Origin of the sequence: Pseudoalteromonas sp. MTN2-4 (genome assembly GCF_042848605.1) — a bacterium.
In the GTDB taxonomy this organism is placed as follows: domain Bacteria; phylum Pseudomonadota; class Gammaproteobacteria; order Enterobacterales; family Alteromonadaceae; genus Pseudoalteromonas.
In genome coordinates this window covers 32,278-55,339 of the sequence record NZ_BTGK01000008.1, presented here as the reverse complement: position 1 = coordinate 55,339, position 23,062 = coordinate 32,278, and the positions used below count along the sequence as shown (strand labels likewise).

The following is a 23,062-nucleotide window of genomic DNA, read 5'->3' as shown; positions in this document are numbered from 1 at the left end:
AAAACTTTAAACTAACCGAATAAAGCAAATTGTGCGCCAAAATTAAAAACTATTTACTTTCAATAACTAAGGTGCATTTCAGTCTAAATTTATTAAGTGTTACATTTTTGACACTGTTTTTTTATACAGCTTTATATATACTCTTTTTATACTCGTACCAATCCTCTTAATTAAGTGAACTATTTTGAGGATTGGTATCAATCAACAGGGATACAAAAAATGTGCACACGCTGTCTTTGGCTAGATGAAACAAAACCAGATTACGTTGCTTATCACGATGAAGAATGGGGTATCCCAGTATTTGACGACCAAAAGCTATTCGAGTTTATCACCCTTGAATCAGCACAAGCAGGACTGAGTTGGTACACTATTTTGAAAAAGCGCGACGGCTACCGAGCTGCTTTTAAAAATTTTGACGTCAATAAAGTTGCAGCTATGACAGATGAAGATATAGAACGTTTAATGGCTGAGCCAGGCATTGTTCGCAATAAATTAAAAATTGCGGCGACAATAAATAATGCCAAAGCATTTATAAACATACAGCAAGAGTTTGGCAGCTTCGCGAAATACCAATGGCAGTTTGTAAACAATACACCCATAGTGAATCAAATACATAGCCGAGAAGATTACCCAGCCACCAGCGAGATCAGTGAAAAGTTTGCCAAAGATTTAAAAAAACGCGGGTTTAAATTTTTAGGCCCAATCACGGTATACGCACATATGCAGGCGTGTGGCATGGTCAACGACCACGATAATGCCTGCTTTCGAAAGCAAGAGATCATTGATTTATATTGCGATAAAGATTTTGCAAAAGAGCTTATGTAATAAACAGAAAATATAGAAAAGTAAAAAGCGCGTATTAAACGCGCTTTTTACTATAATTCACTGGCTCAGTTACCAATATCTATGGGTAGTTGGTTTAGTCTTTATTTAAATTATATTTTTTCATTTTTTCTACGAGCGTTGTACGACGTACACCTAGTATTTCCGCTGCACGGGCCACCACGTAGTCATTTCTTTCTAGCGCTTGAGTAATTAAACTCACTTCTAATTCAGCCAAGTACTCTTTTAATTCAATACCTTCATCTGGCAACAGGCCAAACTGATTTGCAGATTCATCGAACCCAGAGTCAAACTCAACCGACTCTTCATCATAGTCGCTAAAGCCACTACTAAATAATTCGTTAAATGCATCCTTCTCAAGTAATTCTTCAGGGTACTCTGGTTCAAACGCCTCAACTTCAATATGTCGATACTTAGTCGGCAAGTCAGTGACGTCGACCACCTTTTCAGGAAACATAATCACCATACGCTCAACAAGGTTAGCCAGCTCTCGAATATTACCAGGCCAAGGGTGGGCTTTAAGACTCTCAATTGCACGCTCTGTAAATTTAGCTGTGCTGCCACTTTGCTCATGCACGCGACGCATAAGCTCGTTTAATAGCAGTGGAATATCATCTGCGCGCTCATGTAAAGAAGGGTTTTCGATTGGGAAAACATTTAAACGGTAAAATAAGTCTTCACGAAACTTACCGTCTTCTATCATGACCTCTAAATTTCTATGAGTCGCTGCAATGATTCGAACATCAGCCTGAATTGCTTTTGTACCGCCCACTCGCTCATAACTGCGCTCTTGCAACACTCGAAGCAATTTTACCTGCATTTGCAATGGCATATCACCAATTTCGTCTAGGAATAAGGTACCACCTTGAGCGAGTTCAAAGCGGCCTTTTCGTGCTGAAATCGCCCCTGTAAAAGCCCCTTTCTCATGACCAAATAATTCGCTCTCTAATAAATCACCAGGAATGGCTCCACAGTTCACAGGCACAAATGGCCCTGAGCTTCTTTTTGATAAAAGATGAACATTGCGTGCAACCACTTCCTTACCTGTACCTGACTCACCTAAAATCAGTACGTTGGCATCAGTTTTAGCCACTTGTGAAATTAAAAAGCGAACTTGCTTAACCGCTTCAGTTTCACCCACTAAACCATCGAAACTCTTGCCCGCTGTGGCATCAGCTTTATTTGGTAGCATTCGAAGGTATTGCTGAGCATCATGCAATAATTGCATGGTTACATCATGAATAAAGGGCTCTGAGATTAAACCAATGACGTTAGCGAGATCTAAAAGTGGTTTGAGCGTTTCGCCTATTAACAAAAATGGAGTCGCAGGAGAGGCTTTAATGACTTGTTCGTGATCAAGCTCTGCAAGCGCACCAAGGACGACTATGGCATCTTTAGTCTTAGACATCTCTTTCTGAAAATCACTTTCAGAAACCATTTGCGCAGGTTGCCCTACAAAGTTAAGAGCAGCTGATAAACCATTCGCGCGATTATTATTGTTATCTAAGATTAAAACCATTTAAGGAGTCCAATGCTTCTATCAATGTGACTTAATAAAAGATTGTAAGGGAGTGTGTCAGGGATGCAATACCTAAGTGGCAAGTTTTTGACTCTATCGCCAAAAAAATGCCACTGAGTATGAGGTATATCAATACTTTGTTATTAAAAGATTTATTAACTTAATAACTTATCAATCCCATTTGGTAATGCGTTTGATTGCGCTCTTAATGCAATATCAACATCTAGCTTAAGCTGAAACGCAACACCTTTTGATGATTCTAATGCATACTCTGTACTTTCAATACGCTGTCGGCCTGCGATCGACACAAGCTGTGTTTCTCTGTTTGTATTAACTGATTGATAAATCGAGTTTGAGAAACTAGCCAAATCACTTTGCAGATCATTTACGCCTTCTCTAAGCTCTTTAGCTAATTCAAGAGACTGACCCGCTTTTAGTTGAGATGACACGTCCAAGTTAGATAGTTGCTCCAACACTTGAGAAACATCGACAGAGTAAGATTGTATTTCTCCGTTGTTTGATGAAACTTGAAATTGGATTGACTCCCTCGAAAAAACTGGTTTACCTGCAAAGTTGGTAGACTCTATTGTTTGCGCTATACCTGCTTGAAGTTGTTCAACTTCAGATTGAATTGCACTTCTATCACTTGCGGATAAAGCACCACTATTGGCTTGAATAGCGAGGGCTTCAACTCGGTTTAAGTTATCTGTAACGCTTTGTAATGCCCCATCAGCCACCTGCGCAAAAGATACGCCATCATTTGCATTTCTTATTGCAACTGCATTGCCATTTTGTTCAGCAATAAGGCTTGTAAAGATATGAATTGCAGCGGCATCATCTTTTGCTGAATTGAGCTTTTTACCAGAAGCGAGTTTCTGAAAACCACTTTCTAGACGGTTCGTGTTTATAGTACTGGGTGAACTGGTTTTCACATTGACTCCAAACAACATACAAAATCAGTTTAAGTGTAGATGAGGTGTTCAAACTATCATCAAATTAAGCCTAGTTTCTTAAATCCTGTTATTTAATATGCTATTTAGTTTTCATATAAGCTAAAGTATTGTTTAATTGTAAGGTTATTCTAAATCAACTTCGCACGAAGGCTTTCACAATGTTTAAAGTGTAAAGTTCTAAGTGAAATGGGTAAAAATCAATGTTCAATAATTCAACCATTTTAATCACTGGCGGTACAGGGTCATTCGGCAAGAAATATGTGAAGACCTTGCTTGAACGTTATAAACCTAAAAAGATCATCATTTTCTCCAGAGACGAATTAAAACAATTCGAGATGCAGCAAGAATACAATGCATCATGTATGCGCTATTTTATTGGTGATGTGAGAGATAAAGATAGATTACGCAGAGCCATGCAAGGCGTTGATTATGTGATCCACGCAGCAGCGTTAAAACAAGTCCCAGCCGCTGAATACAACCCTATGGAATGTATAAAAACAAATATTAATGGTGCTGAAAATGTCATTGAAGCGGCTTTAGATGCAAATGTTCAAAAAGTAATAGCATTATCGACGGACAAAGCAGCCAATCCAATTAATTTGTATGGTGCTACCAAGCTTGCCTCCGATAAACTATTTGTCGCAGCCAATAATATTGCCGGCGGACATAAAACAACATTTTCAGTTGTGAGGTACGGTAACGTTGTTTGTTCTAGAGGCTCTGTTGTGCCTATTTTCCAAAAGTTTATCAATGAGAAAAAAGATCATATTCCTATTACTCATGCTGAAATGACGCGTTTTTGGATAACACTCCAACAAGGGGTTGATTTTGTTTTAAAAAACTTTGAGCGCATGCTAGGCGGTGAAATCTTTGTTCCTAAAATACCTTCTATCCGGATTACTGATTTAGCCAAGGCTATGGCCCCAAACATTCCTCAGAAAATAGTCGGTATTCGTCCAGGAGAGAAGCTACATGAAGTCATGTGCCCTGCAGACCTTTGCTTTGATACATTTGAGTTCAGTGATCACTTTGTAATTGCACCAGGTATTAAATTTAGCAGTAGGACAAACGATTTTGATACCAATGCCTTAAGTGAGAAAGGCATTAAAGTAGATCCTGGCTACGAATACAACTCTTTACACAACCCCCATTATTTGACTATTGAAGAAATCAAAGATTTTAACCAGAAGGCGCTTCAATGATACCTTATGGCAAACAGCATATTGACCAAGCAGATCTCGATGCTGTTTTAGAAGTATTAAACTCTGATTTCCTCACTCAGGGACCTAAAGTTCCTGAATTTGAGAAAAGGTTGGCCGATTACTGTAATGTCAATTTCGCTGTTGCGGTTAATAGTGCAACTTCTGCACTCCATATAGCTTGCTTATCTCTGGGTCTTGGCAGTGGCGATATTGTCTGGACGTCACCGAACTCCTTTGTTGCATCTTCAAACTGCGCACTCTATTGTGATGCTCAAATTGACTTCGTAGACATTAACCCTTTCACCGGCAACATGTGTGTCGAAGCATTAGAAAAAAAACTCGCCACAGCAGAGGCTAACCATCGCCTTCCAAAAGTTATTATTCCTGTCCATTTTTCTGGTCAATCGTGTGATATGAAAGCTATTTCAGCTCTCGCCAAACGATATAATATAAAAATAATTGAGGATGCTTCTCACGCCGTAGGTGCTGAATATCAAAACGACAAAGTTGGTAGTTGCAAATACTCAGACATTAGCATTTTTAGCTTTCATCCAGTAAAAATTATTACCTCAGCAGAAGGGGGGGCCGCTCTAACTAAATGCTCTAAACTTGCGAAAAAAATGCAAATGTTTAGAAGTCATGGCGTCACGGGAGCAACTCAAGAGTTTTCTGAGCAAAGTCATGGACCTTGGTATTATGAGCAACAATTACTTGGGTTTAATTATAGAATGACAGACTTGCATGCAGCACTTGGTATTACCCAACTTAATAAACTTGATTGTTTTGTTAATAAACGAAATTTACAAGCTAAGCGCTACATTGACAAACTTAGTGCTCTGCCTGTTACTCCTCTCAATGTAAATAACGATAACTACTCTTCATATCATCTTTTTGTCGTTCTTCTTAATGAGAAAAGTGCGCGCTCAAAAAGGTTTATAGTCGAGAAGTTACGTGAAGAAGGGGTTTTCGCACATGTGCATTATATTCCTATATACAAACAACCCTATTATCAGCGTTTAGGTTTTAGTCAATTTTATTGCGAGCAAGCAGAAGAATATTATAAACGCGCCATTACTTTGCCACTTTTTCCACTCATGACCGAAGAACAACAGGATAAGGTTATTGCCTCCTTAAAGAAAGTACTACTCATGGCCGATAGTATTGAGTGAAAAACAGCTACAAATATTATTCGTATCGAGGCACAAAATTCAATGAAGGTAAATGCATTTGTCCAAGCAAGAATGAGCTCACGGAGGTTACCCGGAAAAGTTTTGAAACCGATCCTTAACCGCCCTATGCTCAGCTTTTTAATTGAAAGACTTCGAAAGTGCGAACTCATCAACAATATTATTGTTGTTACTAGTGATGAACCTAGTGATCAAGACATAGTTAATTTTTGTCATCAACAAAATATAGCTATTTTTAGAGGTAGCCTGAACAATGTGCTTAACCGGTTTACATCTGCATTAACAAACTACCCATGTGATCATATCGTTCGTATAACTGCTGATTGTCCCCTTATTGACCCTGAAGTTATTGATCAAGTTATTCAATTACACATTAATGGAAACTATGATTATACAAATAATTGCGACACCCCTTCTTTTCCTCACGGTTTAGACACTGAAGTCATTCGGGCTGATTTATTGAAATCACTCGAGCATCATGAGTTGAAACCCTCTGATAGAGAACATGTCACTTTATATGTGAGAAACCGCAGAGAGCAATTTAAACTAGGGATACTAAAAAATAGCTCTGACCTTTCTGATTACAGACTAACTGTAGACGAAATCGAAGACTTGACCGTCATCACCACTATTTTAGAGTCTCTTTACATCAGCAAGCCTGACTTCAGTTACTTAGATGTCGTGCAATTCTTAGAAGAAAATAAAGAACTTAAATTCTTAAATGCTAAATATAAACGCAATGAGGGTTTGATGTTTTCGCTCGAGCAAGAAAAACAATCCTAACATCAGATTCTGAACAGAGTTGCTATGAAAGTTTTATTTAGATTGGATGCAAATCAACAAATTGGTGCTGGTCACTTTGAAAGGTGTTTCTCTATAGCAAAAGGAATTTTAAGCACCGATCAGGGAACACACTTAAGCATTACTTTTGCTTGTATTTCGCTTCCTAACAAATATCAGCAGCGGCTTGCAAATGCAGGCTTTCACTACATAAATTTACCAGCACTCATAAATCAAAGTATAGATGCTGAAAATTTAATTAGTCAGGTAAGTCACCAGATAGATACTCTCTTTGTTGATCATTACAAGTTAGCAAAAGAATGGGAAACTATCATGCGGCCTAAATGTAAGAAAATGGTTGCTATTGACGACTTAGCCAACAGAGAGCATGGCGAAGTAGACTTTTTACTAGACCAAACTTTTAATAGACTTGAAGACGATTACAAAGAATATGTATCGGCGAAAACAACTGTCTTATCAGGCTCTCACTACGCCTTATTACGTGATGAGTTTTACTCCAAAAGAAAAACACAGGCAGTACTACCAGATAAATTCCCACAACAGATTGTTTTAGCCTTAGGCGCTATGAATAATGAAGGCTGTACTAATTTGCTTGTAAAATTATTATTACAAGTTAGGAAGCTCCATAGTTTATCATTTTCTTTAACCATCTTACTTAGCTCTCAGGCCTACCAATTAGATGAATTAAAAAGAGACATTGCCCAATATCCATTTATAAACTTATTGGAAGATTGTGACAATGTCGGTTTGATTTACTCAACATCAGACTTAGCTATTGGCGCATGCGGTACATCAACTTGGGAGAGGTGTACGTTAGGTATACCTTCACTAGCGATCACTTTAGCCGAAAATCAAATAGAAATAGCCGAACAACTAGATAGATATGGGGCGCATAAATATTTGGGTGATATAAAAAACATAGACTTATTTAAGCTTGAACGTACTTTTATGAGCTTTGTGGAAAATAAACATTTAGTCGATGAAATGGCAAATAGAGCATTACAAGTGTGCGATGGGCTAGGTGTAGCAAGACTTCTTAGAAAGCTTGGCCTCGCTAAAATTCACTTAAAAAAAGCAACTGAGCAAGACATTAGAACTCTATATAAATGGCAATCTAATCCTGAAATTAGGAAATTTTCCAGAAACCCTAAACCAGTTTCATGGCTTGAGCACTTAAACTGGATGAAAAAAGCGCTCTGTGATCCAAGCAGACACCTATTTATTATTAAAAGCAATACGCATCTTAATAGTCTTCCAGTAGGGATGTTGAGACTTGATGAATTTTTAGATGGGCATGAAATTTCTATCCTAGTTGATACCGAGTTTCAAAATCAAGGTATTGCTTTAAAAGCAATAAATAATATTCCGGATCATTTTTTGCTAGAAAATATATATGCATCGGTCTCAACTGCAAACAAAGCCTCACAAAAGCTCTTTAGCAATGCCGGATTCAAAAAAGTTGAGGATGAATTATTCGTATTGACGAACAAAAAAGAACTTATCCATGAAGAATAAAGTAATTATTGACAATAAAATAATTAGCGACTCTACTGAGCCTTACATTATTGCTGAAGTTTCAGCAAATCATAATGGCTCACTACAAACAGCCCTTGATACTTTACTTGCTGCAAAACAAGCCGGTGCGAGTGCTGTCAAAATCCAGTCGTATACACCTGACACCATGACAATTGATTGCGACAAAAAAGATTTTATGATTGAAGGCGGTTTATGGGATGGTGAAAACTTATATAGCTTATACGAAAAAGCACATACACCTTTTGCATGGCATCAAACGCTTTTTAATTACGCTAAAGAAATAGATATCACCTTATTTAGTACCCCATTTGATAATACGGCTGTCGATTTGCTCGAATCACTTGGCTGCCCCGCTTATAAAATAGCATCATTCGAGATTACAGATACTCCCCTCATTAAGCGAATTGCCCAAACTGGTAAACCTATTATTATATCGACCGGTTTAGCTAATTTAGATGAAGTCGAAGAAGCTGTAGAGGCTATCAAGGAGCAAAATAACCACCAAATCATCATACTTCATTGTATAAGTGCATACCCTACTCCTGTCGAAAAAATGAACTTAAAGTCGATCATCACTTTACAAAATCATTTCAACCTCTTAACTGGTTTATCTGATCACTCAATTGGCTCAGCCGCAGCAAATACTGCGGTAGCATTAGGTGCGCGAGTTATTGAAAAACACTTTATTTTAGATCGCAATCAAGGTGGACCAGATAGTACTTTTTCGATTGATCCGAGTGAGTTAACAGAGTTGATCAACACTTGTAATCAAACTTGGTTATCACTTGGTTCGGGTGATATAACAACATCGAACGAAGAGTCTCCGAATAAAAAGTTTAGGCGTTCAATTTATGCGGTAAAGAATATTCCAAAAGGGCACATAATTTCTGAAGAAGACGTTAGAGTAATTCGCCCTGGGTTTGGGCTTGCTCCGAAATACATAGATAAGGTTATTGGAAGTAAGGCCACCATAGCGATTGAAAAAGGTACCCCTATTTCACTTAACTTTTTAAATAATTCTGCATTAAAGGATAATTAGAATGGATTTAAATAATATCGGAAAAGTGATGTACGAAAGGGCTACTGAGTTATTTCCAATAAATAGAAGCCTCTCTGGTCCTGGAGTGAGACAAACCTTAACTTATCTCAAGGACATTATCCCCGAATTGAACATTCACAGCGTCAGCTCTGGTACTCAAGCTTTTGATTGGACCGTCCCTAAAGAGTGGTATATAGAAGATGCTTATATCATTGCACCAAATGGCGAAAAGATATGCGACTTCAAAGAGTGCAACTTGCATTTAATGGGGTATTCAATTCCACAGAATCGAACCCTATCGCTAGAAGCGCTTCAAAAACATTTATACAGTATTCCATCAATGCCTGACGCCATACCGTATGTAACGTCTTATTACAAAGAAAATTGGGGCTTTTGCTTAACCCATAACCAAAGAACTAAGTTACGGGAAGGTGATTACAAGGTCGTCATTAAATCTAAGTTGTTTGATGGAGAGCTAAATTATGGTGAAATTGTTTTGCCAGGCAAGAGTACTAAAGAAATTCTGCTCTCTACTTATGTGTGCCACCCTTCAATGGCAAACAACGAATTATCGGGCCCTGTTGTCACTATCGCATTAGCTGAAGCGATAAAAAAAATGAAAGATAGAGAGTATACTTATCGAATTTTATTCTTACCGGAGACAATTGGGTCAATCGTTTATATATCAAAACACCTTGACCATCTAAAACAAAACTTAAAGGCGGGGTTTATTGTTACTTGTGTCGGTGATGAACGTGATTATTCCTACTTAAACTCTCGACAAGAAAATAGTCTTGCAGACAAAGTTGCTATACATACTTTGAAGCATCATACAGAAAAGTATACCCATTATAGTTTCTTAGAAAGGGGCAGTGATGAACGGCAGTTTTGCTCACCAGGTGTCGACTTACCAGTTTGCTCTATTATGCGCTCTAAATACGGTACTTTTCCTGAATATCATACATCGCTAGATGATTTATCATTTATTACTGAAAAAGGTTTAGCTGGCTCATATAGAGCCTTGCTGTCTGCAATTCAAATTCTCGAGCACAATTGGGTATATAAAGTTACAACCTCATGCGAACCTCAGTTAGGTAAAAGAGGCCTGTACCCAAATACAAGTGATATGCAGCAAGACTATTCACAAGTAAGAAGAATGACTAACTTACTTGCTTATGCAGATGGAACGAAAGATTTAATTGATTTGGCAGATAAAATTAATGAAAGTGCTTTGAGCTTGATACCACTAATTCGCACATTAGTGGATTCAGGTTTGTTAACAAAACAAGAATAACTAACAATCTCCGAGCTCTCGTTAAATAAAAACTAGAGCTCAAAGAATTTAACATTTTTTCCCTACCATTACATACCAGTCATATGAAAGTCCAAACCAATTCATGGTAATTTCAGCACAAGAGATTTCAGAGCAAAATTGTGCAAAATATCCAGTAAAGTCTTCTTTATTTTCAAATTGCTTCATAATTTGCCCATTTCTCACATTAAAGTAGTCATTTCTAATTTCTACATAACCATCTTCAAGAGTTTTACATGAATCATATATGAAAGATGAAGGCATTGGGACTGAAGCAATAATATAGCCACCACTTTTAACTACCCTCATAAGTTCCGTAATATGATGTAGGTAACTATAGTTTTTTGGTTTCATATAATAACTACTATTCCATGTTACTAAGTAATCAAACTCTCCGTTGTTGTAAGGTAAACTGTCACATGAGCCCACCTTTAAATCTAAGTTTAAATTTGAGAAAGCAGGTTGATTAAGCGTGTTTGAAACAATGTCTTTTGTAATTTCTACACCATGACAAAGCAAGCCCAAACGATCAAATAAAGGGAAGTTTCTACCATCTCCGTAACCAACATCTAGTACCTTTTTCCCTTTAAAATTCTTATCAAGAAAACTTAGCTCTGGAAATGTACCTAACAAAATTCTAATCAAAGCCTCTGGTGGGTAAGCTATTTGCGAGTTAGAGGCGTATACCTCATTCCAAGAACTTTCTTTGCTATAAGCCATCTTTTTTACCTAATAAAAAACATGGTTTTAAATTAACACTCTAACCTCTTATATTTCAACACATAAACGTCTGTTCAACATTTATGCGTTCACAACCTACACCTTCTAAATTATTTAACTCAGCTTTGGTTTTGACTTACACTGGTACAGAATATGCTTTAAAGTTAACTGTGTAGAAATATAAATATTAGGCTTTCTGATGCAAAAACCAACAATACTAGAGTGCACTTTAAGAGATGGAAGTTACGAAATCGATTTCCAGTTTACTAAAAAAGATACACAAGTAATTTCTAATGCTCTAGATAACTCAGGGTTTGAACTAATAGAAGTTGGTCATGGTGTTGGCCTGGGTGCAACAGACAAAAAGATTGGTATTGCAGCAGAAAGTGATGAAGTTTATATGCAAGCTGCGTCTAAGGCAGTAAACACCGGAAAGTGGGGAATGTTTGCCATACCAGGCATTGCTGAACTACAACATCTGGATCTTGCTAAAAATTACGATATGGACTTTGTTAGGATTGGTTGCACGATTGAAGGTCTATCAAACTGTAAATCTTTCTTAGAAAAGGCTTTAGAGTATGGAATAACACCTTACGTTAACTTTATGAAATCATATGCAGTACACCCTGAAGCATTAGCAAAATCAGCAAGTGTGGCGTTTGATATGGGCGCTGAAGCAGTTTATGTTGTTGACTCTGCAGGAGGTATGCTCCCCAAAGAGGTGCAAGAGTATATTCAAGCTATAATTTCAGAAAACAGTCAGGCAAAGGTCGGGTTTCATGGCCATAATAATCTAGGCTTAGGAATAGGAAATGCACTAGCAGCTATGGAAGCTGGCGCAATGATCATTGATACTTCTCTACAAGGTTTTGGTAGAAGCGCAGGAAATACTTCTACTGAGCAATTCCTAGGTTGTTTAGCGCGTATGGGGCTAGAAGGCAATATTGATCCTCTAAAAGTCATGGATGTTGGCGAAGATTTGATCAAACCTCTCATTGAAAAACAGGGGATCACTTCCATTGATACGATATCCGGTATGTCCCTATTTCACTCTAGTTATATGCCCCTAATATATGAAGCCGCAAAGAGATATAATGTAGACCCTAGGCTACTCATCGTCTCTGTTTGTTCAGAAGACTTAATAAACGCAAGTGCAGAGATGGTTCAAAAACACGCTCAGAAACTAACAAGCAGCAAAGAAGGGAAACCTTGGAAGCCTGTTTATAAGAATTATTTCATAAATGAGCAGGCTAACTTATGATCCTAAATTACTTTTCACAACCTGATAAGACAGCCATTTACACAGATGGACAAACTATTTCGTATAGTGAGCTAAATCATAAAACCCTTGACTATACAAACACCCTCAGATTTTACCAACTAGATGAAGGAAGTGTAGTTGCCATTCAACTAAGTTCTCCTTTAGAGTTTTATTTCTACTTGCTAGCCTGCTTAGAGCTAGGCCTCACAGCTTGTCCAATTCAAGCTGATTCTAATAAAGATTACTTAGATACATTACTAAATATTGCTCAACCTGAACTTTTAATTACTGACAGTGAAATTATCAATAATAAAACCTCGTCACAAAATAATCACTTCAGAAACTCAGCGGCACTAATAACTTTTACTTCAGGAACAACGGGTGAGCCAAAGGCAGTATGCCACTCGCTAAACAACTTAGTAAATTGCAGTAAATCCTTTATTAAGCATCACAATTTAAATTCAGATATCAATATGTTAAGTGTAATGCCTCACCATTACATGGCCGGTATTTTAAATACTTTCTTGTGTCCATTAATAGCAGGAGGAAGTGTTACAATAAAAGATAGTTTTTCTGCCAAGAATGCAACCGATGTATTTAACTCCTTAATCAACACTAAAGCCAATTGTCTATGGCTTAGCCCTTCTATGCTTATTCTTGCAACTAAGCTATTAAGAAATAAAGAAACTATAAATGCCTTGGAAGAAAAACAGCCAATTATTTTTATTGGTACAGCCCCACTTCCTGAGGCAGCCAAAGATGCTTTTCTAAAAAAGTGTAAAACATATGTTTTAGAAAGCTATGGTACAAGCGAACAACTATTCATAAGTAGTCAAACAATTGAAGAATGTGAGGGCAATAACGTAGGGTCATTACTCCCTGAAGTTAAAGTTGAATTTTCTAATGACAAAGAGATTCTCGCCAATGTTCCTTGGGAGGCTATTGGATATCTAAATACACAATTTCTCAGTCAATCGACTGGTGACCTAGGTGTTTTTAATTCAGATAAACTCAATATTATTGGAAGAAAGAAAGATATCATTATCAAGGGAGGGGTGAATATAAGCCCTAGATTTCTTGAAGAAGCAGTCATGAAACAAAATAAAGTAATTGATTGCGCTGTAATTAAGTCTAAGCACGATTTTTGGGGCGAAGTACCTGTCGTATTTATGATTACTGAAGAAGGTTTTTGTCTCGATAAATTGATAAGTAATATTGAAAAAACAATTCCAAAAGAAATAGCACCTGAAAAATTTATATTAACGGAAAACTTTCCTCGAACGATTACTGGCAAGGTAATTAAAGGTGAGCTGGAGAAGTTGTTAGCATGATTTTTGGCTTTTCACATTTAACTGTAAACTCAAATAACATTCAATCTGATTTGATGGAGTATTTAAAGCTAGGTTATGAATTAGAATTTTCGGCTTTAAAAATACACAACTCTGAACATAAAAAGCCCTTACTTAAAACCCATAGCCCTATCCACAATATTTACTATCTTAAGCATAAGCAGCTAAGTCCTATTGAGCTAATAAATCACTTTAGTGATAATGAAGTTCAAGCTGATAAAATTAACTTGGAAGAGGGACATATAAATATCAGTATTCCAAGTAACTTATTTAGTGACGAACAGAACTTTTGGAAAAGACTGGGCTTTAATCAGAATAACGATGAATTAATTTTAAAAAGATTATGTAAAACTTGGTCTGTTACTTTAAAAATTCAAGTGTCAAATGTACATAAATCAGACTTGTATCTAGATTCAATAGGAGCAACTTCCCTTGCCTTTATTGTGAAAAAACTAAGTCACTATATAGATAACCCTGAACTTACTGACTACATTGAAACTGAAGCCTTTGAGCTCTTAATTAATGAAAAGTTACTAAATATTATTTTTTTAAAAAGCCCTGCTGGTATACCTGTAGAATTAATAGAGATAAAAAAATGAAGATTATAGATTTATCGATGCTTTTAGAAGAAGGGATGCAAACATTTGCTGCTCATTGGCATCCTTTTTATGAGTCAACTCAACTAGGCCGTCACGGTATTGAGAATAGGGAAACTAGAAAAATAATACTTGGCACCCATACCGGAACTCATATTGACGCACCAAGGCACTTTATAAAGGGAGGCTCTACTGTAGAACAAATCTCTTTGGAGCAGTTAAATGGTAAAGCGACTCTTTTAAATCTAACCCATCTACCCAAAAAACATGAAATTTCTCGAAACGAATTAGTTCAAGCATTAAATAACCAATGCCCAGAAAGGCTCGTCTGCAGGTTTGACTGGGATTTACAGTTAAACACAAATGAATATTATACCGACCATGCCTTTTTTTCAGAGTCAGCTTGTCAATGGCTTGTAGATAATGGTTGTAAACTAATCGCTCTTGATACCCCCCAACCTGATAATCCATTGAATGGCAGAGGAGCAGAAAAGGATGCTCCAAATCACAAGATATTACTTGGTGCTGGAGTTGTCATAGTGGAATATCTTGTTAACCTTAGCGCAATTAAAACGAATGTATTTACGCTAATCGTCGCCCCCTTAAAGCTTAAAGACGGTGACGGTGCGCCTGCTCGCTGTTTTGCTATCGAGGAGGTTTAATTTTGGAAATACAAAATCAAATTGCAAACTGGATCTCTCAAAACAAGAATATAGAAAAGGTTGAGCATTCAGTTAATTTTTTTGACAGTGGGTACCTAGACTCTTTTGATATGATTTTATTAATTGAGTTTTGTGAAGAGCGCTTCTCTATATCTTTCCAAGAATTTCATTTTGAAGATAGAAGGTTCCCGTCTGTTGATGGTTTAACAACGATCATTCTAGAAATCCAAGCTGAGAATCCATGAAGTACCACTATACAAAGCAAGAGTTAAAAAAGGCTTTATTAGACTTAGGTGTCAATCGTGGAGATACCCTCTTTTGCCACAGTAATATAGGGTTTCTGGGAGTGCCTAAAGGCGCTGCTTCTAAAAATGACATAATGCAATTGATTGTAGAAACAATCATGGAAGTTTTAGGTCCAGAAGGAACGTTTGTTGTACCTACTTTTACTTACTCATTCGGTAGTAACGAGTATTTTGATTTACATTCTACTCGTTCTAATTGTGGCGCTTTGTCAGAGTATATTCGTGAACTAGAAGAGTCTCAAAGAAGTAATGACCCTTCAGTATCTATTGCTGCGATAGGTAAACATAAAAATGCTTTGACACAGAACTTACCAGAAAACGCTTATTCAGAAGAAAGTGCTTTTGCAAAACTGATAAAACTTGAGTCTAAAATCTTAAATATAAATTTCGATGCTGGTAGCACGCTTCTACACTATATTGAAAAACAATTTGATGTACCTTATCGTTATGAAAAAACATTTTATGGTAAAAAGCGAGTTGCTGGAGAATATGTATCGTCTAAGTCTATTTTATATGTTAGAGACCTTGATATTAAGGGCAGTGAAGCCTGCTTCGACATATTCAATGAATATACAACACAGCATAACCTCTATAAGAGAGCGCCTGTAGGAAGAGGCTCTGTTGGGCTTATAACAACAAGTGATATGCATTCTGCATTCGCTTTTCTTTATGAAAAAAACAAGTTTTTCCTTACCAAAAAGGGAAAATAAAGTTCCAACTTATTAAAATTACTTATAACTCAATTTAAATCATCGCTTTTTTGGAGAGCAGAATGTCATATAAGACTGAACAAGAATCTTTTTGGGCTGGTGAGTTCGGTAAAGAATATATCAATAGAAATAATGCAGAAGAAGCGATAGCAACAAACATTGCTTTATTTTCAAATATCTTTAAATCAACAAACTCGATCTCATCCGTAATAGAGTTTGGTGCAAATATAGGTATTAATTTACAAGCAATAAAACAATTATTGCCAAGTGTTGATGTATCAGCAGTTGAGATAAACCCAGAAGCGGTTAAGCTTCTTAAAAGCAAGATCTCTCCTAAAAAAATAAGTCACTGCTCAATTCTAGATTATAACGCTGATCAACTTTTTGATTTGGTACTAATCAAAGGTGTACTTATCCACTTAGAGCCGGAAGAATTGCCTAATGTTTACAGCAAACTTTATGAGTCAGCTGACAAGTATATATGCATTGCTGAGTATTACAATCCAACACCTATCGAAGTCCCTTATCGAGGTTTCTCAAAAAAGTTATTTAAGCGAGATTTTGCGGGTGAAATATTAGATATGTATCCAAACCTAGAACTTGTTGACTATGGCTTTGTTTATCATAGAGATAATAATTTTAAGCAAGATGACTTAACTTGGTTCTTACTTGAGAAGAAACAGTCTAGTTAGATTTAGCTGTTTTTTCTCAAGTAAAGTTGCCAGGGAGTTACTTATTCAGTAAATATTTTTGTATACCTTTCTGGCCCTTCCTAAGATTTGATACCTCTGAAGCAACTTCTTTACGAGCATCTAGACTGAAGAGCTTTAACTTTTCGATGGTATCACTCCAGTATTGAATTTTTTCTTTGTCTTCAGCATTAAGCTTTGCAGGTAAAGAAAACAAAGTATCCAATTCATTTCGGAGTTGCTCATTTAATTGAACCATCAAATCAAAATCTTCAGGAGAGACATTTTCTTTGCCTGAAATTAGTAACATGTGCTCGAGTAAATCGTCAACTTTCTGACTTTCTGGCATGTCTAACTTCTTTGTTCTGGAGGAATACTTTCCCAACCTGACTTAATTTCTGTCATTATCGAAAGAACTTCATCAATTTTTTGAATATCATTATGCAAATTGGCATCTAATAGCAATTTCTGACAATAATCATAAAGAGAGTCTAAGTTCGTAGAAATTTCTTTGCCTTGTTCAAAATCTAAAATTTGCTGCAATGCACCTAAGAGTGTAATGCAGTCAGAAATCAACAAGCCCTTATTCTCAAAATCTCTTCTTTCTATTAATAATTTAGCGGCTGATAATTTACCTGTAATGTTACTGAATACTAACTTAACTTGCTCATAAGGTGTCATTTCAGAAACACTACTTACTTTTACTTGTTTAAACTTTTTGATGGATGAATGTTGCATACTATTACTCTCAATACTTTACTAAGTTTATGCATAAAAAGTGCCATAAAGTTATCATAAGTGTGATGGCTTATTATAGAACTCCATATACTCTAAATATACATCATTAACATGCTGATGAAATGCGTTAATACATGCGTTTATAAATTCAGCCCGCTTTTCAATGCAATCATAATAGTAGCTATTAGTCATTATATACGCTTGAAAATATCTAAAAGTCCCTTGCACTGTCCAATAGATTAATTCTCCAGCCTTAGATTCTTTTAGTTGATGCAAAAGGCGATTTTGTATTGTAAATGCGTCAGCAAGCTGCTCTCTGGTATTAAATTCACATGCTGTAAAAGACAAAATCTCTTCTAAAATTTGTTTTAAAGAGTTGTTTATTACGCCTAGATTGGTATTCAATCTATTAGGTTCTAATTGCTTATTACTTGTTGAAAGGCGTAACTGCTTTTCAAGTATCTTATCTTTGTCTTCAATTTTATTTTTAATTTTAATACTTTCAATAGAGCAAGGGTTTGCACTCTTGATAAACGCACCATCAGCAGTGTTTTTTGCGTTCACAAAAAGCTCTTGAGATAAAAGTAATTCAATATTACCTTTTGATGAGTCAAAAATGCTGGTTGAAAAAACGGTATCTCTAAAGTTACCCTTTACCTCAATATCACTTCGCATAATTTTCTTTACAAGTTCTTTATGCTTGAAGTCATCATCATAATAGATACTATGCTTAGAATGATGGTGGGCTTCATCTATATAACCAAAATCCATCCCAACTAAGTAAACATCTTCAAACCCTAGCTCAACAGCAACAGATAGAGCCGTGTTAGAAGCTGTTGGATTACTGAATTCAGGGTATGCATATAGCCCCTTTTCATCAAACAAGCGAATTAAACGACCACCTGCATCATTATTCTTAGCTAAAAGATATGCAGACTTAAACTCAGATAAAACACCATTGAAGACAGTATTTAGAGCAAATATGCGTAAGTCTTTTAGACCATATTTCAACTCTTCCGTTCGTGTAACAACACTAACCCAGTCTAATACATTTGCAGCCCTTTCCATTTCAACATGAATATCAGGCTTAATATCATTGGCAAGCAGAGCCTTTAGGGCTGTACCGGCAGAAACAATGAAAATATTGTTTTGGTTTTCTTTTAAGAATTCTATTGCTGAATCTAATGATGGCCCATTCGCACAAACAAACACTGGAAAGTCTTTTAAGTCACTTTTGAAGTGCTTTCTTGATTTTAAAACTGGAAAGCCTTGATCAATATTTGTTAATGTATGGGTCATACCTATAATTTCATCTTCCATGAATCCCCAGCCTGCACTTAACCTGTGCCCAATATTCTTTACTCTTTGGATGGTCTCATTAATTGTCTTACTCTCATAATGAGTGAAAAATAACATTCGACTTAAGTTAAAATGACCCTGCTGAAATAAGAAGTGAGAAATATTATTAAGTGCAGCATCTGAGCTACCCCCAACGAATATTGAAAAGCGTCCGCCTTGTTTAGAACAATGTTCAAAAAGAGGCTTTAACTCAACACAATGCAACAACGCGAAAAAAGTGTCTTTACAAGGTTCAAATAAAAAAAAGTTTAAAACTGGCTTTGCCTCAAATAAAGATTTAATTTGATAGCCTAGCCCTCCTCCCAGCATACAAACAAAATCTAATCGAGGCTCATTTGCAGGGTTAAGCAGCTCATTTTTTGTCTCTTCTTTACGAACATTATAAATAGATTTAAGTAATGCAGCATGTTTAAAAACGATATTTTTATCATCCTGATGACCAATATGATATCGAAAAACGTCTGGCTTATTTAAGAACTGTGCAACTTGCTCATCTGCAAATTTTTCAGGAGAGAATGGGTAGACACTTTTTTGATTGTTATACAGATTTATATTGCCATCATTATCAACAATAACCCCTGTTTCACTGGGAGTATAACTTTTGAATTCATTATAAATATCAGGCATTATACCTTGTAATAGTTTTAAATTCTCAAGTAAGGTAGCTTGTAAAGATAACTTTTTAAGCTGTATCAATTCTGAATTCAAAAGAATAGCCTCTTAATTTTTTATTTTGATTGTTTAACTACACCTGGTAAGTTAGAAAGCTGCTGTTGTAAATATGCACCTGTGGAATTTAGCCCTGATACTAAAAGATCCATTGAGTTGTATTGCTCTAAAAGCCTTGCTTCATAAGAACTCATTTTTAAGTTAAAGCTTTCTACTTCTTTTTCAAGACGATCTAATTGTGATTCACGGCCATCAATACGTGTTTGCATGATCCCATCACTTTCAGTGTAAACTTCTGTTAGACTGGTTAAGTTTGCCACAAAACCATCGTCTCCATTTTCCCCAAGAAAAAAAGTTTGCACTGCGTTTGGATCTGCATCTATGGCTTCTTGCAGTTGGTCTTTATCTAAACTTAACTTACCGTCTCTTTCAGTTCTAACACCTAAATTGGCAAGAAACTCTGTATTACCATTGCCTGTGCCAAACTCTCTAGTAACTAGATTTCTAAGTTGGCTAACTGTGCCTCTTAAAAGCGAGTCACCAGCCATTGCACCAGCGCCATCTTCACCTGAACGACCTAACTGGGCTGCCAAATCAATATAAGCATTAAACTTTTCGATAAATGAGCTGATCCCCGCTTCTACATTTTTATTATTTTCTGTAACCTTGAGCTCACTTAAGTCGTCATCAGTATCATGCTTTTTCTTCACGTTGATAGTAATTCCATCGATGACATCTTTAAACTCATTGGTACTGCTACTCACTACAACTGTACCATCAATGGTAATTGATGCATCTGTAGCAGCAGTCGTTTCAGTCATGTTAGTCGCGAAAGTCGATGAAGCTGCATCAGAATCAAATGCTAATTTTGACAAACCATTTGTATCAGTATCAGTACCGTCGATGTCATCTACAACAACCTTTATCTCATTATCTGCACCTGATGATTTACTTGAAAGCACTAAACGCTGACCAGCATCATCAGTTACTATGGTTGCATTGATTGAGGTGTTATCTTCGGAATCATTGATGGCATCTCTCACTTCTTCAAGAGTGGCTGTGTCTGACACATTTATTTCAAATGAATTAGTACCTGAAGATAAGGTCAGCGTACCCTCGCCTACAGGCGTATCAGCAACGAAGCCATCGGAGAGAATTTTGTGATTTTGAGCAAGTTCATTAACTTTAACAGAATAGGTATTTAACTGAGCTGTTTTCTCAGAAGAAACTGACACAAAGTCATCAGAACCACTGATACTTCTTTTTTGATATTCATCAATATCACCTAACCCCTCAAGAGATTTAGCAATATCTTCTAGGGCACCTTTCATTGCACCCACCGCTGAAATGTCCGTTGTATATTGCGCTTGTTGTCTTGTCACTCGAGCTTGATAAGGAGCTTTCTCAGCATTGACTAACGCAGTTACGATCTCACTTACCTGAAGACCTGAACCTATACCAGTAAAAGAAATTGACATATCAAACTCCTGACAAATTAATTTAGGTTATACTTTATAATCGACTAAGGTGCCAGTAGCTTTAGCAAGCTTTGAAACTATATCCAACACCTCTTCAGAAGGGTATTGTTTAACTAGATCTCCGCTATCTTTATCTATGACTTTAATCACATTTCGACCTGAGTCTTCATGAACACTGAACTCGAGGCTTTTATTCATGCCACTTACAAAGTCCTGCAACTGCTGTGCCACTTTCGTTAGCTCATCCATAGAAAGAAGTTCTTTATTAGAATCAATTGCTTCTAAATTAGCTGCTTCATCTCGTTCTTGTAAGCTTTCACCCTTTGTACCTTTCTCAACACTTTCTATTCCTGCTGGGTTAGATACATTTTTGCTGTCGAGTGAGGTTGTTTTTCCACTTATGTCATAGGAACTTTGTGGTATTACTTGAGATTCCATTTCACACCTCTTAATAATTATTACCAAAAAAGCTGACTTCTACAAACGCAAAAGGAAGGGTCACCCCTTCCTTATAAAAACATCCTAGTTTGTTGTTAAGCCTTATCCTAGAAGACTTAATGCAGCCTGTGGTAACTGGTTAGACTGTGCAAGGATAGAAGTACCAGCCTGTTGCATAATCTGACTCTTAGTTAACTTAGCCGTTTCAGAAGCGTAATCAGTATCTTGAATACGGCTTCTTGCAGCTGATACATTTTCTTCTACGTTTGAAAGGTTACTGATAGTGTTACCAAAACGGTTTTGAACCGCACCTAAATCAGCACGTTGCGCATCAATTTGAGCCAATGCTGCATCGATGGTTTTAAGCGCATCCTGTGCACCAGCTGAAGTAGCACCTGAGATATCGATTGACTCAACAGTCGTTAGTGCACTGGTACCACCCGTTGATGCAATTGCAGCAGAGCCTGTACCTAAGATTTCATCAACATTTGTGCCTGAGATACCAATTTTATCTGCAGACGAGAGATTAAGCTCTGATGAGATACTTAATGAACCAGCAGTTGAAGCCACAGCTTGACCACCGATTGTAAACGCACTCGTATCACCAGCACCTGTAACATCTATACCATCAACGTCAGTTGCTTTGAAAGCAATAGAGTTTGAAGAACTGTCATAAACAGCATCATAGCCATCTTCTTGCATATCTTTAGCAAGACGCTCCATATCTCCACCGTAAGTTGACAGGTCATAACTATCTACAGCTGCACCACCTTTGCTCACTGCTAAAGTTGATGTACTAGCTGCAGTGATACCAGCAATCGTTGTATCTAATTTAGCTTCAGCAACTACACCATTACCTGTTGCATTAATTGTGTCTGCAATTGCTGCTGCACCTGCACCAGCTGCTACCGTCACTGAAGTACCGTTTAGGTTAAGAGTTTGGCTGGTAGTATTCATGTTGTTAGCTAGTGATACTGTTTGAACATCACCTAGTGCTGAAACAGTTGAAGTGGCAGGACCTGAAATTTCGTTTGCGCCAATCGCATCTGCCGACATATCACGAAGACTAACATTAATTGTTTCATTCGCATTTGAGCCGATTTGGAACTGCTTAGTACCAAACTCACCATCTAATAAACTTGTACCACCAAATTTAGTTGTCTCTGCGATACGAGTTAGCTCTTGCTGCAATGCACTTACTTCTTTTTGAAGTGCAGCTCTATCATCAGCACTGTTTGAACCATTTGCTGATTGAAGTGACAAGTCACGCATACGCTGAAGAATATTTGCAGATTCTTGCATTGCACCTTCAGCGGTTTGCGCCATTGAAATACCGTCGTTTGCATTTCGTTGCGCTACATTTAGACCATTAATTTGAGAAGTCAAACGGTTAGAAATTTGTAAACCCGCTGCGTCATCTTTAGCACTGTTGATACGCATACCAGAAGATAAACGTTGCATAGATGTTTGAAGGCTATCGCTTGAACCTGAAAGGTTTCTTTGAGCGTTCAAAGAAGTTGTATTCGTATTTACTGTTAAAGCCATGATAATACTCCTGATTACATTTCGTAATGGAAAGTTAGTTACTTAACCAGGAGCTAAAGCGCTGTTGCTGTGCAATTTTGCTTAATTAAGCTCCTTACTGATTAACTTAACGGCAGGGTTTAAAACTTCTTTAGTAAAAAAATCAATTTTT

The 23,062-nt window shown here is 36.8% G+C and carries 23 protein-coding genes; 14 read left to right on the top strand and 9 right to left on the bottom strand.

Features of this window, described 5'->3' with window-relative positions; translation table 11 throughout:
• Positions 1 to 219 precede the first annotated feature (219 nt).
• Positions 220 to 825: a DNA-3-methyladenine glycosylase I gene (locus ACGHEH_RS16735; RefSeq protein ID WP_390447552.1), complete on the top strand. Its 606-nt coding sequence runs from the start codon at positions 220 to 222 to the stop codon at positions 823 to 825.
• 94 nt (positions 826 to 919) lie between these two features.
• Here ACGHEH_RS16735 and ACGHEH_RS16730 read toward each other — a convergent pair whose 3' ends face one another.
• Both ACGHEH_RS16730 and ACGHEH_RS16725 read right to left on the bottom strand, forming a co-directional pair.
• A complete protein-coding gene (locus tag ACGHEH_RS16730) occupies positions 920 to 2,362 on the bottom strand; it encodes a sigma-54 dependent transcriptional regulator (RefSeq protein ID WP_390447550.1) in 1,443 nt (480 codons plus the stop codon).
• A 155-nt stretch (positions 2,363 to 2,517) separates the two neighbouring features.
• On the bottom strand, positions 2,518 to 3,294 hold the full coding sequence (locus tag ACGHEH_RS16725) for a hypothetical protein (protein WP_390447547.1): 777 nt from the start codon (positions 3,292 to 3,294) through the stop codon (positions 2,518 to 2,520).
• 221 nt (positions 3,295 to 3,515) lie between these two features.
• Here ACGHEH_RS16725 and pseB point away from each other — a divergent pair, with 221 nt between their 5' ends.
• From pseB to ACGHEH_RS16695, 6 genes are read left to right on the top strand one after another with little or no spacing between them, the layout of a single operon-like run.
• On the top strand, positions 3,516 to 4,517 hold the full coding sequence (gene pseB, locus ACGHEH_RS16720) for a UDP-N-acetylglucosamine 4,6-dehydratase (inverting) (protein WP_390447544.1): 1,002 nt from the start codon (positions 3,516 to 3,518) through the stop codon (positions 4,515 to 4,517).
• Positions 4,514 to 5,686, top strand: a complete 1,173-nt coding sequence (gene pseC / locus ACGHEH_RS16715) for a UDP-4-amino-4,6-dideoxy-N-acetyl-beta-L-altrosamine transaminase (protein WP_390447541.1) — start codon at positions 4,514 to 4,516, stop codon at positions 5,684 to 5,686. Before pseB ends, pseC begins: the two co-directional genes overlap by 4 nt.
• A gap of 42 nt (positions 5,687 to 5,728) precedes the next feature.
• Positions 5,729 to 6,487 (top strand): cytidylyltransferase domain-containing protein, encoded by a 759-nt coding sequence (locus tag ACGHEH_RS16710; protein WP_390447538.1) that lies wholly within the window; start codon positions 5,729 to 5,731, stop codon positions 6,485 to 6,487.
• Between the two features lie 24 nt (positions 6,488 to 6,511).
• The gene (gene pseG, locus ACGHEH_RS16705) at positions 6,512 to 8,020 is read left to right on the top strand and encodes a UDP-2,4-diacetamido-2,4,6-trideoxy-beta-L-altropyranose hydrolase (RefSeq protein WP_390447536.1); all 1,509 of its coding nucleotides are present in this window, start codon (positions 6,512 to 6,514) and stop codon (positions 8,018 to 8,020) included.
• Positions 8,010 to 9,080, top strand: coding sequence for a pseudaminic acid synthase (gene pseI / locus ACGHEH_RS16700; RefSeq protein ID WP_390447533.1), 1,071 nt, complete (start codon positions 8,010 to 8,012; stop codon positions 9,078 to 9,080). The genes pseG and pseI overlap by 11 nt, the downstream gene beginning before the upstream one ends.
• Before the next feature lies 1 nt (position 9,081).
• Positions 9,082 to 10,374, top strand: coding sequence for a DUF4910 domain-containing protein (locus tag ACGHEH_RS16695; protein WP_390447532.1), 1,293 nt, complete (start codon positions 9,082 to 9,084; stop codon positions 10,372 to 10,374).
• Positions 10,375 to 10,422: 48 nt separating this feature from the next.
• Here ACGHEH_RS16695 and ACGHEH_RS16690 read toward each other — a convergent pair whose 3' ends face one another.
• Complete coding sequence (locus tag ACGHEH_RS16690) at positions 10,423 to 11,112, bottom strand: class I SAM-dependent methyltransferase (RefSeq protein WP_390447530.1); 690 nt, start codon at positions 11,110 to 11,112, stop codon at positions 10,423 to 10,425.
• 199 nt (positions 11,113 to 11,311) lie between these two features.
• Between ACGHEH_RS16690 and ACGHEH_RS16685 the strand changes: the two genes are divergently transcribed.
• From ACGHEH_RS16685 to ACGHEH_RS16655, 7 genes are all read left to right on the top strand, one after another.
• Complete coding sequence (locus tag ACGHEH_RS16685) at positions 11,312 to 12,373, top strand: hypothetical protein (protein ID WP_390447528.1); 1,062 nt, start codon at positions 11,312 to 11,314, stop codon at positions 12,371 to 12,373.
• On the top strand, positions 12,370 to 13,704 hold the full coding sequence (locus tag ACGHEH_RS16680) for a class I adenylate-forming enzyme family protein (RefSeq protein WP_390447526.1): 1,335 nt from the start codon (positions 12,370 to 12,372) through the stop codon (positions 13,702 to 13,704). Before ACGHEH_RS16685 ends, ACGHEH_RS16680 begins: the two co-directional genes overlap by 4 nt.
• Entirely contained in the window at positions 13,701 to 14,321 is a 621-nt protein-coding gene (locus tag ACGHEH_RS16675) for a hypothetical protein (RefSeq protein ID WP_390447524.1), read from the top strand. Before ACGHEH_RS16680 ends, ACGHEH_RS16675 begins: the two co-directional genes overlap by 4 nt.
• On the top strand, positions 14,318 to 14,980 hold the full coding sequence (locus ACGHEH_RS16670) for a cyclase family protein (protein WP_390447521.1): 663 nt from the start codon (positions 14,318 to 14,320) through the stop codon (positions 14,978 to 14,980). Before ACGHEH_RS16675 ends, ACGHEH_RS16670 begins: the two co-directional genes overlap by 4 nt.
• 2 nt (positions 14,981 to 14,982) lie before the next feature.
• The gene (locus tag ACGHEH_RS16665) at positions 14,983 to 15,225 is read left to right on the top strand and encodes an acyl carrier protein (protein ID WP_390447519.1); all 243 of its coding nucleotides are present in this window, start codon (positions 14,983 to 14,985) and stop codon (positions 15,223 to 15,225) included.
• Complete coding sequence (locus tag ACGHEH_RS16660) at positions 15,222 to 15,995, top strand: AAC(3) family N-acetyltransferase (RefSeq protein WP_390447517.1); 774 nt, start codon at positions 15,222 to 15,224, stop codon at positions 15,993 to 15,995. The genes ACGHEH_RS16665 and ACGHEH_RS16660 overlap by 4 nt, the downstream gene beginning before the upstream one ends.
• Positions 15,996 to 16,057: 62 nt before the next feature.
• Positions 16,058 to 16,687 carry a pseudaminic acid biosynthesis-associated methylase gene (locus ACGHEH_RS16655; protein ID WP_390447514.1) on the top strand — a complete coding sequence of 210 codons (630 nt, stop codon included), beginning with the start codon at positions 16,058 to 16,060 and terminating at the stop codon, positions 16,685 to 16,687.
• Between the two features lie 37 nt (positions 16,688 to 16,724).
• Here ACGHEH_RS16655 and ACGHEH_RS16650 read toward each other — a convergent pair whose 3' ends face one another.
• From ACGHEH_RS16650 to ACGHEH_RS16625, 6 genes are all read right to left on the bottom strand, one after another.
• The gene (locus ACGHEH_RS16650; RefSeq protein WP_390447511.1) at positions 16,725 to 17,033 is read right to left on the bottom strand and encodes a hypothetical protein; all 309 of its coding nucleotides are present in this window, start codon (positions 17,031 to 17,033) and stop codon (positions 16,725 to 16,727) included.
• A gap of 2 nt (positions 17,034 to 17,035) precedes the next feature.
• The gene (gene fliS / locus ACGHEH_RS16645) at positions 17,036 to 17,422 is read right to left on the bottom strand and encodes a flagellar export chaperone FliS (protein WP_138483424.1); all 387 of its coding nucleotides are present in this window, start codon (positions 17,420 to 17,422) and stop codon (positions 17,036 to 17,038) included.
• A gap of 54 nt (positions 17,423 to 17,476) precedes the next feature.
• Positions 17,477 to 19,489 carry a motility associated factor glycosyltransferase family protein gene (locus ACGHEH_RS16640; RefSeq protein ID WP_390447508.1) on the bottom strand — a complete coding sequence of 671 codons (2,013 nt, stop codon included), beginning with the start codon at positions 19,487 to 19,489 and terminating at the stop codon, positions 17,477 to 17,479.
• 20 nt (positions 19,490 to 19,509) lie between these two features.
• A complete protein-coding gene (gene fliD, locus ACGHEH_RS16635; protein ID WP_390447505.1) occupies positions 19,510 to 20,928 on the bottom strand; it encodes a flagellar filament capping protein FliD in 1,419 nt (472 codons plus the stop codon).
• Positions 20,929 to 20,955: 27 nt separating this feature from the next.
• Entirely contained in the window at positions 20,956 to 21,366 is a 411-nt protein-coding gene (locus tag ACGHEH_RS16630) for a flagellar protein FlaG (RefSeq protein ID WP_390447503.1), read from the bottom strand.
• A gap of 102 nt (positions 21,367 to 21,468) precedes the next feature.
• Positions 21,469 to 22,911 (bottom strand): flagellin, encoded by a 1,443-nt coding sequence (locus tag ACGHEH_RS16625; RefSeq protein WP_390447501.1) that lies wholly within the window; start codon positions 22,909 to 22,911, stop codon positions 21,469 to 21,471.
• Between the last annotated feature and the right edge of the window lie 151 nt (positions 22,912 to 23,062).